This window comes from Streptomyces sp. DvalAA-14, assembly GCF_900091855.1.
Classification (GTDB): Bacteria; Actinomycetota; Actinomycetes; order Streptomycetales; family Streptomycetaceae; genus Actinacidiphila.
Genome location: NZ_FMCH01000342.1, coordinates 1 through 12,659, shown reverse-complemented (window position 1 = coordinate 12,659; position 12,659 = coordinate 1). Strand labels below are relative to the sequence as shown.

Below are 12,659 nucleotides of genomic sequence, written 5' to 3'. Positions count from 1 at the left end.
ACCGGGCCGGCCGCGGCCCGGGCCCCGCCCGGCCTCCGCCCCGCCCCCGTCCGGCCGCGTCCGCCGCGACTCGCGCGGACCGGTCGCTTAGCGTGGACGGAACGGACCGAGAGGGGACGCCGCCATGGCCGAGCAGCCCAAGACCTGGTTCATCACCGGGGCCGCCCGCGGCTTCGGCCTGGAGATCGCCCGCGCCGCGCTGGACCGCGGCCACCGTGTCGTGGCCACCGCGCGGCATGCGGCGCAGATCGCGGAGCAGCTGCCCGGGGCCGGCGGCCGGCTACTGGCGCTGGACCTGGATGTGACGGACGAGGAAGGGACCCGGCGGGCGGTGCGCGAGGCGGTGGACGCCTTCGGCCGGATCGACGTCGTGGTCAACAACGCGGGCCGCGGCACGCTCGGCGCCGTCGAGGAGGTCCCCGACGAGGCCGTGCGGTCGCTGTTCGCCGTCAACGTCTTCGGCACTCTGAACGTCCTGCGGGCGGTGCTGCCGGTGCTGCGCGCCCAGCGCTCGGGCCATGTGATCAACATGAGCTCCGTCGGCGGCCTGGCGGCCACGCCCGGATGGGGGCTCTACAACGCGACCAAGTTCGCCGTCGAGGGGCTGAGCGAGTCGCTGGTCACCGAACTGGCACCGCTGGGGATCCGCGTCACGCTGATCGAACCCGGCTACTTCCGCACCGACTTCCTGGACACGCAGAGCCTGGCCACCGCGGAGGTGATCGACGACTACGACGCGACGGCCGGCGCCACCCGCCGGTACTCGGCGGAGGTCAACCACGGCCAGCCCGGCGACCCGGTCAAGGCCGCCGCCGCGATCGTGGAGATCACCGAGGCGGACCCGCCCCCGCTGCGGCTGCTGCTGGGAACGGACAGCGTCGACCGCGTCGAGGCGAAGGTCGAGCGGCTGCTCGGCGACATCGACCGGTTCCGCGAGCTGTCGCTGTCCACCGACCACGACGACGTCCGGGCGGGCTGAGGCCGCGGTGCCCGCCGGCGGGGTCCGGCGGGGCGCCGCGGCGGGTCAGCGGCCCTGGAGCGCCTTGACGTTGTCGCCGAAGGTCCAGTTCTTCGACCCGTCCCAGTTGAGCGACCAGGTCATCAGGCCCTTGAGCGCCGTGCCGTACGTCCGCCACGCCTGGGAGACCAGGCCGGTCGACATGTAGCCGCCGCCCGCGCCCGGTTGGGCCGGCAGACCCGGGACCTGCTTGTCGTAGGGCACCTTGACCGTGGTGCCCTGCACGACCAGGCCGTTGTTGAGGCAGGTGGTCTGGGCGGTGAAGCCGGCCACCGTGCCGGCCTGGTAGGAGTCGCCGGAGCAGCCGTACATGCTCCCGTTGTAGTACTGCATGTTGAGCCACCACAGCCGGCCGTTGTCCGCGTACTTCTTCACGATCGGCAGGTAGGCGCCCCAGATGGAGCCGTAGACGATGCTGCCGCCGGTGACATAGGCCGTCTCGGGCGCCATGGTCAGGCCGAAGCCGGCCGGCATCTGGGCGAGTACGCCGTCGATGATCCGGATGAGGTTGGCCTGCGAGGTGGACAGGGTGTTGATGCTGCCGCTGCCGACGAGGCCGGTCTCGATGTCGATGTCGATGCCGTCGAAGTTGTACTTCTTCAAGATCGGCACCACGGTGGCCACGAAGCGGTCGGCCACGGCGCTGGAGCTGAGGTCGATTCCGGCGGCGGCGCCGCCGATGGACATCAGGATCGTCGATCCGGCCGCTTTGGCCTGGCACATCTCGGCGGGGGTCGCGACCTTCACGCCGGTGTCCATGCCGTCCTGCCATTCGACGGTGCCGTCGGACAAGATGACCGGGAACGCCGCGTTGATCACGTTGTAGCCGTGTGCGGCGATCCGGCTGTCGGTGATGGGGATCCAGCCCAGTCCGGGGTGGACGCCGTTGGCGGCGCCGTCCCAGTTCTCCCAGTAGCCCTGCAGGACCTTGCCCGCGGGCCTCGGTTTGGTGGCGCAGGTGTCGGCGCCGGCCGCCGTGTGGGCCGCCGCGGCGACCGGAATCTGTGCGAGGAAGGCCATGGCCAGGCCGACGCCCAGCAGTCGTAACCTCCGACCGATCATGCTGTGCTCCCTTCCGGTCGTGAACCCGGAGCCACGAGGTGGTAGAAGCCGCCGGACCGGAGCGTAGAAGTGGTCTCGACCACTCGTCAATAGGTCTGGACCAAGGCGCGGACCACAGTCGGCGCGGGACGCCGTCCGGAAGGCGGCCTCCGCTACCGCGTTCCCGGCCCGATACCCTGCCTGAGCAGGCGGGCGGCGGCAGGCGGCGGCCCCGCGGCCGGGACTGCGGACCGGCCGGCCGGCCGCCCCCGGGACTGCGGGGCGGGCCCGCCCGTGCCTACGATGGGGAATGCCGTGCCTCGGGCCGGCACCGACACAGCGCGCGAATGGGGGTACGCATGCCGGGGAAAGAACCCGGCGGCGCGACACGGACCGTGATCGTGACCGTTGACGACGACCCTGCCGTTTCGCGGGCAGTGGCCCGTGACCTGCGGCGCAGGTATGGCGAGCGGCACCGGATCGTCCGGGCCGAGTCCGGCGAGTCGGCACTCGGCGCGCTCCGGGAGATGCGGCTGCGCGGTGACCGCGTCGCCGTGATCATGGCCGACTTCCGGATGCCCGCCATGAACGGCATCGAGTTCCTGGAGCAGGCCATGGACGTGTACCCGGCGGCCCGCCGGGTGCTGCTGACCGCCTACGCCGACACCACCGCCGCCATCGACGCGATCAATGTCGTCGATCTGGACCACTACCTGCTCAAGCCGTGGGACCCGCCGGAGGAGAAGCTCTACCCGGTGGTGGACGACCTGCTGGACGCGTGGCTGGCCACCGACCACCGGCCGGTGTCGGAGACCAAGGTCGTCGGCCACCGCTGGTCGGCCCGCTCCTCGGAGGTGCGGGAGTTCCTGGCCCGCAACCAGGTGCCCTACCACTGGTACGAGAGCGACCAGCCGGAGGGCCAGGGCCTGCTGGCCGCGGCCGAGCAGGACGGGTTGCGGCTGCCGCTGGTGATCACCACCGACGGCACGGTGCTGGTGGAGCCGTCCGACCAGGATCTGGCCACCGGCGCCGGGCTGGCCACCACCCCGTCGGAGCGCTTCTACGACCTGGTGGTGATCGGCGGCGGCCCGGCCGGACTGGGCGCCGCGGTCTACGGCGCCTCCGAGGGGCTGCGCACGGTGCTGACGGAGCAGATGGCCACCGGCGGCCAGGCCGGGCAGAGTTCGCGGATCGAGAACTACCTCGGCTTCCCCGACGGCGTGTCGGGGGTGCAGCTCACCGACCGGGCGCACCGGCAGGCCAACAAGTTCGGCGCCGAGATACTCACCGCCTGCGAGGTCACCGCGCTGGAGATCAGCGGCTCGTCGCGCACCGTGCGCTTCTCCGACGGCTCGGAGGTCTCGGCGCACACGGTGATCCTGGCCACCGGGGTCGCCTACCGGCAGCTCGGCGCGCCGGGCGTGGCGGAGCTGACCGGGCGCGGGGTGTACTACGGCTCCGCGCTGACCGAGGCGGCCGGCTGCCAGGGGCAGGACGTGTACATCGTCGGCGGCGCCAACTCCGCCGGCCAGGCGGCGGTCTACCTGGCCAGGGGCGCGAAGTCGGTGACCCTGCTGGTGCGCGGCTCCTCGCTGACCGCGTCCATGTCGCACTACCTGATCCAGCAGATCTCGGCGACCGACGGGGTGTCGGTCCGCACCGACACCGAGGTGGTCGCCGCCCACGGCACCGACCACCTGGAGCAGATCACGCTGCGCGACACCTCGACCGGGAAGACCGAACTGGTCGACGCCCAGTACCTGTTCGTCTTCATCGGCGCCTCCCCGCGTACCGACTGGCTGGACGGGGTGGTGCAGCGCGACGCGCACGGATTCGTGCTCACCGGACCCGATCTGGCGCTGGACGGGCAGCGTCCGGCGGACTGGCCGCTGGACCGGGCGCCGTACCACCTGGAGACGAGCGTGCCCGGCGTGTTCGTGGCCGGTGACGCCCGGTCGGAGTCCGCCAAGCGGGTCGCGTCGGCGGTCGGTGAGGGCGCGATGGCGGTCATGCTCGTCCACCGATACCTGGAGCGGCTGTGAGCGTGCACAAGGGTTCATGCAGTGCGGCCGAGCTGCGGTCGCTCTTCCTCTTCGAGAAGCTGACCGACGAGCAGCTGGACTGGCTGTGCCGCGAAGGCGGCGTCGAGGAGGTCGAGGCCGGCCCGGTGTACTCCGAGGGCGACCCGGCGACCTGCTTCTACGTCCTGCTGGAAGGCACCGTGGTGATGTCGCGCCGGGTCGGCGCGGACGACGTGGAGGTGACCCGGACGTCCCAGAAAGGGGTGTACGCGGGGGCTTTCCAGGCGTACCTGGGCGAGCGGGTGCCGCAGGTGTACAGCCAGTCGCTGCGCACCACGGTCCCCTCGCGCTTCTTCGTGCTGTCGGCGGAGCTGTTCGCGGGGATGATGCAGGACTGGTTCCCGATGGCCGTGCACATGCTGGAGGGCCTGTTCCTCGGCGACCGGAGCACCCGGCAGGCCGTCGACCGGCGCGAGCGGCTGCTGGCCCTGGGCTCGCTGTCGGCGGGCCTGACGCACGAGCTGAACAATCCGGCCGCGGCGGCGCTGCGGGCGACCTCCACGCTGCGCGAGCGGGTGGCCGGCATGCGGCACAAGCTGGGGGCCATCGCGGCCGACCCGCACCGGCGGGCGGCCATGGCCTCGCTGGTCGAACTGCAGGAGCGCGCCGTCGAGCAGGCCATCAAGGCCATCAACGCGCCGCCGCTCAGCCCGGTGGAGACCTCCGACCGCGAGGACACCATCGCCGACTGGCTGGACGACCGCGGTGTGCAGGGCGGTTGGGACCTGGCGGCGACCTTCGTCCAGGCGGGCCTGGACGCCGACTGGCTCGAGCAGGTGGCGGAGGCGACCGACGAGGCAACCTTGGACGGCGCGCTGCGGTGGCTCAACTACACCGTGGAGACCGAGCTGTTGATGAACGAGATCCAGGACTCCACCGCCCGGATCTCGTCGCTGGTGGGCGCCGCCCGGCAGTACTCGCAACTGGACCGGGCACCGTACCAGGTGGTGGACGTGCACGAACTCCTCGACAGCACGCTGCAGATGCTGGCCGGGAAGATGGGCCCCGGCGTGCGCGTCGTCAAGGAGTTCGACCGTTCGCTGCCCCGGATCCCGGGTTTTCCGGGCGAGTTGAACCAGGTCTGGACGAACCTCATCGACAACGCGGTCTCGGCGATGAACAAGGAGGGCACGCTCACCGTGCGCACCGCGGTGGACCGCGAGCATCTGCTGGTCGAGTTCCGCGACACCGGCCCCGGGGTGCCCGCGGAGCTGCGGGAGCGGGTCTTCGAGCCGTTCTTCACCACCAAGCCGGTGGGCGAGGGCACCGGTCTCGGACTGGACATCTCCTGGCGGATCGTCGTCAACAAGCACCACGGCGACATCCAGTTGGAGTCGGAGCCCGGCGACACCCGCTTCCGGGTGCGTCTTCCGCTCACCGCACCGTCCCGTGACGAGGAGCCGGAATCAGCGACAGAGGAGGACTCAGCATGAGCACGATCCCAGGAATCGACCCGTCCGTCCCGCCGAGCGGAGCCGGCTGCGCCGACTGCGACGCTGCCGGGGGGTGGTGGCTGCATCTGCGCCGCTGTGCGCAGTGCGGCCACGTCGGCTGTTGCGACAGCTCGCCGGCGCAGCACGCCAGCGCGCACGCCGCGAGTGCCGGTCACCCGATCGTCCAGAGCTACGAGCCGGGCGAGGACTGGTTCTGGAACTATCCGGTGGAGAGCTATCTGGACCACGGGCCGACGCTGGCGCCGCCGGTCAGCCACCCGGTGGACCAGACGGTGCCGGGACCGGCGGACCGCGTGCCGCCCAACTGGCAGGCAATGCTGCACTGAGCCGTCCCGGCCGCGCGGCGAAACGGGGCCCGGGGTGACCGAGTCGGCTCGGTCACCCCGGGCCCCGGCACGTCGCGTGACCCGCGAAGGCGGAGGAAAACCGGCGAAGTCGCGAAGTGCCGGTTTCCGTGGTGCACGCGGGCGCGGGCCGGCGGCACGTGGCCGGCCCGGCGGCCGATGCGCGCCGGGCGCATTGCGGCCAGGCGCGGCGGCTGTCGTCGTGCGCCCCGCCGGGGATGACGGGACAGCCCTTAGGATCGAGCAGCGTTCGGTCCGCCCGCGGGCACTGGGGTAGCGTCCGGACGTTCCTGTTACGGTCCGACGACGAGGAGGCGGCGCTGGTGTCCCGCGATGCCCGGTGGTCCGCGCTGCTCGATCTGCTGGCCGAGCACGGCCGACTGGACGTGGACGACGCGGCTGGCGCGCTCGGCGTGTCCGCCGCCACCATCCGCCGCGACCTGGACCAGCTCGCCGAGCAGCGGATGCTCACCAGGACCCGGGGCGGGGCGGTGGCGAACGGGGTGTCGTACGAGCTGCCGCTGCGCTACAAGACGGCCCGGCACGCCTCGCAGAAGCAGCGCATCGGGCAGGCGGTGGCCGCGCTGGTGGCGGTGGGCGACGTGGTGGGGCTGACCGGCGGCACCACCACCACCGAGGTGGCCAGGGCGCTGGCGCTGCGCGCCGACATCGCCGCCGACGGGGCCGGCGGCACGGACCGGCAGCCGGCGCTGACCGTGGTGACCAACGCGCTGAACATCGCCAACGAGCTGGTGATCAGACCGCAGATCAAGATCGTGGTGACCGGCGGTGTCGCCCGGCCCCAGTCGTACGAGCTGACCGGTCCGCTGGCGCGCAACGTGCTCCAGGAGGTCACCTTGGACATCGCCGTGCTCGGTGTGGGGGCCATCGACCCCGCGCAGGGCGCCTTCGCGCACGACGAGGACGAGGCGAGCATCAACCGGCTGCTGGCCGAGCGGGCGACCCGGGTGGTGGTCGCCGCCGACTCGTCCAAGATCGGCCGCCGGGCCTTCGCCAAGGTCTGCGCGATCGGCGCGGTGGACACGCTCGTCACCGACCAGGAGATCTCCGCCGAGGCGCGCGCGCGTTTCGAGGAGGAGGGCGTCACCGTCACCGCGGTCTGACGTCCGGGGCCCCGCCGAGCGTCCGCCGGCGGGTGCACCACCCGAATGGCCCGCCCGGTGGGCCGCCGGATCCGATCCGGGGGAACGGAAGGTGTGTACACCACCCCGAACCCGACGGAGGATCATATGTCCGACGCACGCGGGCCGGCCGCTCCCGGCAAGGAAGAACTGCGGAGCCTGGACGCGCACTGGCGGGCCGCGAACTATCTCGCGGTGGGCCAGATCTACCTGATGGGCAATCCGCTGCTGACCGAGCCGCTGCGCCCCGAGCACATCAAGCCGCGGCTGCTCGGCCACTGGGGCACCTCCCCCGGCCTCAATCTCGTCCACACCCATCTCAACCGGGTGATCAAGGCCCGGGAGCTGGACGCGATCTGCATCTGGGGCCCGGGCCACGGCGGCCCGGCGGTGGTCGCCAACTCCTGGCTGGACGGCAGCTACACCCAGACCTATCCGGACATCACCCGGGACGCCGACGGGATGGGCCGGCTGTTCAAGCAGTTCTCCTTCCCCGGCGGAATCCCCAGCCACGTCGCCCCCGAGACGCCCGGCTCCATCCACGAGGGCGGCGAGCTGGGCTACTCCCTGTCGCACGCGTACGGCGCCGCGTTCGACAACCCGGGCCTGATCGTGGCGTGCGTGATCGGCGACGGCGAGGCCGAGACCGGGCCGCTGGCCGCCTCCTGGCACGGCAACAAGTTCCTCGACCCGGTGCACGACGGCGCGGTGCTGCCGATCCTGCACCTGAACGGCTACAAGATCGCCAACCCGGCCGTGCTGGCCCGGCTCGCCAAGGACGAACTGGACGAGCTGCTGCGCGGCTACGGCCACGACCCGATCCACGTCGGCGGCGACGACCCGATGTCGGTGCACCGGGCGATGGCGGTCGCGATGGACACCGCGCTGAACCGGATCGCCGCCCTGCAGCGGGCCGCCCGCGGCAAGGGCGCCAAGGAGCGTCCGCGCTGGCCGGTGATCGTGCTGCGGACGCCGAAGGGCTGGACGGGCCCGGCCACGGTGGACGGGCTGCCGGTGGAGGGCACCTGGCGTGCCCACCAGGTGCCGCTGGCCGCGGTACGCAGCAATCCGGAGCACCTGCGGCAGCTGGAGGAGTGGCTGCGCTCGTACCGCCCGGCGGAGCTCTTCGACGCGGACGGACGGCCGGTGGCGCGGGTGCTGGAGTACCTGCCGGCCGGGGACCGCAGGCTCGGCGCCAATCCGCACGCCAACGGCGGGCTGCTGCTGCGCGATCTCCCGGTGCCGGACCTGGACCGCTTCGCGGTGCCCGTCGAGGCCCCCGGCGCCTCCCAGCACGAACCGACGCGGGTGCTGGGCGCCCTGCTCGCCCAGCTGATGGCGGACACCGCGCAGCGGCGGGACTTCCGGCTGGTCGGACCGGACGAGACGGCCTCCAACCGGCTGGAGGAGGTCTACACCGCCAGCGGCAAGGCCTGGCAGGCCCGCACCCTGGAGGTGGACGAGGACCTCGACCCGCACGGCCGGGTCATGGAGATCTTGTCGGAGCACACCTGCCAGGGCTGGCTGGAGGGTTACCTGCTCACCGGCCGGCACGGGCTGTTCTCCTGCTACGAGGCGTTCGTGCACATCGTGGACTCGATGGTGAACCAGCACATCAAGTGGCTGCGCACCACCCGGGCCCTGGTCTGGCGCCGCCCGATCGCGTCCCTCAACTACCTGCTGAGCTCGCATGTCTGGCGGCAGGACCACAACGGCTTCTCCCACCAGGATCCCGGCTTCATCGACCACGTGCTCAGCAAGTCGCCGGAGGCGGTGCGGGTCTACCTGCCGCCGGACGCCAACACGCTGCTGTCGGTGGCCGAGCACGTCCTGCTGTCCAAGGACTACGTGAACGTCGTGGTGGCCGGCAAACAGCCCTGCTTCGACTGGCTGAGCATGGACGCGGCCAGGTCGCACTGCGCGCGCGGCGCCGGCATCTGGGACTGGGCGGGCACCGAGCACGGCACCCGCGAACCCGATGTCGTCCTGGCCTGCGCCGGGGACGTACCCACCCAGGAAGTGCTGGCGGCGGCCCAGTTGCTCCGCAGGCATCTGCCGGAGCTGGGGGTGCGGGTGGTCAACGTGGTGGACCTGGCCCGGCTGCTGCCCCAGGCGGAGCACCCGCACGGCATGTCCGCCGCCGACTACGACGCGCTGTTCACCCCCGACAAGCCGGTGATCTTCGCCTACCACGGCTATCCGTGGCTGATCCACCGGCTGGCCTACCGGCACGACAGCCACAACAACCTGCATGTGCGGGGCTACAAGGAGATCGGCACCACGACCACGCCGTTCGACATGGTGCTGCGCAACGATCTGGACCGGTACCGGCTGGTGATGGACGTGATCGACCGCGTCCCGGGGCTGGCGGTGCGCGCGGCTCCGGTGCGGCAGTTGATGGAGGACGTCCGGCTGCGGCACCACGCCTGGGTCCGCGAGCACGGAACGGATCTGCCGGAGGTGACCGACTGGAGCTGGGAGAGCTGAACGGGCGCGGCGGCGTCGGTAGTCTGCCAACCGGTCCTGGCGGCCGTTGGGTCCCTGGTCGGCCGCATCGCGGGCTTGTGCGGCGGGTCGGGGTCCTTCACTGTCGTCTGGGTGTTACCTGCACGCTGTTCGCCATCCCCGTTCCGTCTGCCCATTATCAGGTGAGAGGGATATCGATGTCAGATTCAGCTCCACAGCAGATCGGTGTTGTCGCCGAATCGGCCACCGGAGAGACCCGCGTTTCGGCGACTCCGGCGACCGTCCGACAGATCCAGGCCCTGGGCTACGACGTGGTGGTGGAATCGGGGGCCGGTACGGCTTCCGGTTTCGCCGACGACGCCTACACCGAGGCCGGCGCGCGGATCGGCGAGGCCTGGCAGGCCGATGTCGTGCTGAAAGTGAACGCTCCCTCGCACGAGGAGATCGGGCGGCTGCGCCGGGGGGCGACGCTGGTCGGCCTGATCAGCCCCGGGCTGTCCCCCGATCTCCTCGACGATCTGGCCGGGCATCCGATCACCGTGCTGGCGATGGACGCGGTGCCGCGGATCTCGCGGGCCCAGTCGCTGGACGTGCTCAGTTCGATGGCCAATATCGCCGGGTACCGGGCGGTGATCGAGGCCGCGCATGTCTTCGGGCGGTTCTTCACCGGGCAGGTCACCGCGGCGGGCAAGGTGCCGCCGGCCAAGGTGCTGGTGGCCGGGGCCGGGGTGGCCGGCCTGGCGGCGATCGGGGCGGCCAGTAGCCTGGGGGCGGTGGTACGGGCCACCGATCCGCGGCCGGAGGTCGCCGACCAGGTGCGTTCGCTGGGCGGCGAGTTCCTGGCCGTGGAGGTGGCGCAGGAGTCGGCCGGCGACGGTTACGCCCGGGCGACCTCGGAGGCGTACGACCGCCGCGCCGCGGAGATCTACCGCGAGCAGGCGGCCGACGTGGACGTCGTGATCACCACGGCGCTGATCCCGGGCCGTCCGGCTCCGCGGCTGCTGACGGAGCAGGATGTGGCGAGCATGCGCCCGGGCAGCGTCATCGTGGACATGGCCGCGGCGCAGGGCGGCAATGTGGCGGGCACGGTCGCCGGGAAGGCCGTCGTCACCGACAACGGGGTGACGATCATCGGCTACACCGATCTCGCCGGGCGGCTGCCCGCGCAGGCGTCCCAGCTCTACGGCACCAATCTGGTCAATCTGCTGAAGCTGCTCACCCCGGAGCGGGACGGGCGGGTCCGGCTGGACTTCGACGATGTGGTGCAGCGCTCGGTCACGGTGGTACGCGACGGGACGAAGACCTGGCCGCCGCCGCCCGTGCAGGTCTCGGCGGCCGGCCCGCAGACGGCGGCTCCCGCCGCGGCCGCTCCCCCGGCGCGGAGCCGCGGCTCACCGCGGCGGGCCGCTTCGGCCTGATCGGCCTCGGCATGATCGCGCTGTTCCTGGTCATCGCCTACTCCCCCGCTCAACTGGCGGAGAATTTCACGGTGTTCACACTGGCCGTGGTGATCGGCTACTACGTCATCGGCAAGGTGCACCACGCGCTGCACACCCCGCTGATGTCGGTCACCAACGCGATCTCCGGGATCGTGGTCATCGGCGCCCTGCTGCAGATCGGCCACGACCCGGTGGCCGTGACCGTTCTGTCGTTCGTGGCGATCCTGCTGACCAGCATCAACATCTTCGGAGGCTTCGCCGTCACCCGCCGCATGCTCAGCATGTTCTCGAAGGACTGAGGCCGACTCATGAATGCCAGTACAGCAACCCAGTCCGCGGACGTCGTCGCCGCGCTGCTGTTCATCTTGAGCCTGGCCGGGCTGTCCCAGCACCGCACCTCGCGCAACGGCGTGGTGTTCGGGATCTGCGGCATGGCGCTCGCGCTGGTGGCCACCGTCGTCTTCGCCTCCCGCGACATCTCCGGCGCGGCGGTGGGCCTGATCCTGATCGCCATGGCGATCGGCGCGGCGCTCGGCCTGTGGCGGGCCCGGGTGGTGGCGATGACCGGCATGCCGGAACTCATCGCGGTCCTGCACAGCTTCGTCGGCCTGGCGGCGGTACTCGTCGGCTGGAACAGCTACTACGAGGTCGAGGCGCGGGGCTCGGCGCAGACCGCGGTGGCCGCCGACCTGCTGCGGATCCACCACGCCGAGGTGTTCATCGGCATCTTCATCGGCGCGGTCACCTTCACCGGCTCCCTGATCGCCTTCCTCAAGCTGTCGGCGCGGATCAAGTCCCGGCCGCTGATGCTGCCGGGCAAGAACCTGCTCAACATCGGCGCCCTGGCCGCGTTCGTGGCGCTGACGATCTGGTTCGCGGCCGCCCCGAGCCTGGGGCTGATGATCGCGATCACCGCCCTGGCGCTGCTGCTGGGCCTGCACCTGGTCGCCTCGATCGGCGGCGGTGACATGCCGGTGGTGGTCTCCATGCTGAACAGCTACTCCGGCTGGGCCGCCGCGGCCGCGGGCTTCCTGCTGAACAACAACCTGCTGATCGTCACCGGCGCGCTGGTCGGCTCCTCCGGCGCCTACCTGTCCTACATCATGTGCAAGGCGATGAACCGGTCCTTCATCTCCGTCATCGCCGGCGGTTTCGGCATCGAGGCCCCGGCCGGCGGCGAAACCGAGCAGGGCGAGCACCGCGAGACCGGTGCCGCCGAGACCGCGGCGCTGCTGGAGACCGCCGGTTCGGTGATCATCACCCCCGGCTACGGCATGGCGGTCGCACAGGCCCAGCACCCGGTGGCCGAGCTGACCCGCGCCCTGCGCGAGCGGGGAGTCGAGGTCCGCTTCGGGGTGCACCCGGTGGCCGGCCGGCTCCCCGGCCATATGAACGTGCTGCTCGCCGAGGCCAAGGTGCCCTACGACGTGGTGCTCGAAATGGACGAGATCAACGAGGACTTCGCCCGCACCGACGTCGTACTGGTCATCGGCGCCAACGACACCGTCAACCCGGCGGCGATGGAGGACCCGGGCAGCCCGATCGCCGGGATGCCGGTGCTGCGGGTGTGGGAAGCCGGGCAGGTGATCGTCTTCAAGCGCTCGATGGCCTCCGGATACGCCGGGGTGCAGAATCCGCTGTTCTTCCGGGAGAACAGCCGGATGCTCTTCGGCG

8 protein-coding genes and 1 pseudogene are annotated in these 12,659 nt (G+C 71.5%); 8 read left to right on the top strand and 1 reads right to left on the bottom strand.

Annotation, left to right across the window (positions count from 1 at the left end; genetic code table 11):
- Window positions 1-124: 124 nt before the first annotated feature.
- On the top strand, window positions 125-979 hold the full coding sequence (locus GA0115240_RS17430) for an oxidoreductase (RefSeq protein WP_093737591.1): 855 nt from the start codon (window positions 125-127) through the stop codon (window positions 977-979).
- Window positions 980-1,024: 45 nt separating this feature from the next.
- On the opposite strand, the gene GA0115240_RS17425 is transcribed toward GA0115240_RS17430, so the two are convergent.
- Window positions 1,025-2,080, bottom strand: a complete 1,056-nt coding sequence (locus GA0115240_RS17425) for a chitinase (RefSeq protein ID WP_093737590.1) — start codon at window positions 2,078-2,080, stop codon at window positions 1,025-1,027.
- A gap of 338 nt (window positions 2,081-2,418) precedes the next feature.
- Here GA0115240_RS17425 and GA0115240_RS17420 point away from each other — a divergent pair, with 338 nt between their 5' ends.
- From GA0115240_RS17420 to pntB, 7 genes and pseudogenes are all read left to right on the top strand, one after another.
- Window positions 2,419-4,101 carry an FAD-dependent oxidoreductase gene (locus GA0115240_RS17420; RefSeq protein ID WP_093737589.1) on the top strand — a complete coding sequence of 561 codons (1,683 nt, stop codon included), beginning with the start codon at window positions 2,419-2,421 and terminating at the stop codon, window positions 4,099-4,101.
- Window positions 4,098-5,573 carry an ATP-binding protein gene (locus tag GA0115240_RS17415; RefSeq protein ID WP_093737588.1) on the top strand — a complete coding sequence of 492 codons (1,476 nt, stop codon included), beginning with the start codon at window positions 4,098-4,100 and terminating at the stop codon, window positions 5,571-5,573. Before GA0115240_RS17420 ends, GA0115240_RS17415 begins: the two co-directional genes overlap by 4 nt.
- A complete protein-coding gene (locus tag GA0115240_RS17410) occupies window positions 5,570-5,920 on the top strand; it encodes a UBP-type zinc finger domain-containing protein (protein ID WP_093737587.1) in 351 nt (116 codons plus the stop codon). Before GA0115240_RS17415 ends, GA0115240_RS17410 begins: the two co-directional genes overlap by 4 nt.
- Window positions 5,921-6,261: 341 nt before the next feature.
- Complete coding sequence (locus GA0115240_RS17405) at window positions 6,262-7,062, top strand: DeoR/GlpR family DNA-binding transcription regulator (RefSeq protein WP_093737586.1); 801 nt, start codon at window positions 6,262-6,264, stop codon at window positions 7,060-7,062.
- Between the two features lie 126 nt (window positions 7,063-7,188).
- Entirely contained in the window at window positions 7,189-9,567 is a 2,379-nt protein-coding gene (locus GA0115240_RS17400) for a phosphoketolase family protein (protein ID WP_093737585.1), read from the top strand.
- A gap of 176 nt (window positions 9,568-9,743) precedes the next feature.
- Window positions 9,744-11,284, top strand: a pseudogene (locus tag GA0115240_RS17395) (Re/Si-specific NAD(P)(+) transhydrogenase subunit alpha).
- A 9-nt stretch (window positions 11,285-11,293) separates the two neighbouring features.
- Window positions 11,294-12,659: Re/Si-specific NAD(P)(+) transhydrogenase subunit beta (gene pntB, locus GA0115240_RS17390; RefSeq protein WP_093737584.1), on the top strand; the 1,366-nt coding region annotated here is incomplete at its 3' end.

Excerpts from the sequence above, each read along its gene's own strand:
- GA0115240_RS17430 (WP_093737591.1), top strand. The coding sequence starts at position 125 with ATGGCCGAGCAGCCCAAGACCTGGTTCATCACCGGGGCCGCCCGCGGC.
- GA0115240_RS17425 (WP_093737590.1), bottom strand. The coding sequence starts at position 2,080 with ATGATCGGTCGGAGGTTACGACTGCTGGGCGTCGGCCTGGCCATGGCC.
- GA0115240_RS17420 (WP_093737589.1), top strand. The coding sequence starts at position 2,419 with ATGCCGGGGAAAGAACCCGGCGGCGCGACACGGACCGTGATCGTGACC.
- GA0115240_RS17410 (WP_093737587.1), top strand. The coding sequence starts at position 5,570 with ATGAGCACGATCCCAGGAATCGACCCGTCCGTCCCGCCGAGCGGAGCC.
- GA0115240_RS17400 (WP_093737585.1), top strand. The coding sequence starts at position 7,189 with ATGTCCGACGCACGCGGGCCGGCCGCTCCCGGCAAGGAAGAACTGCGG.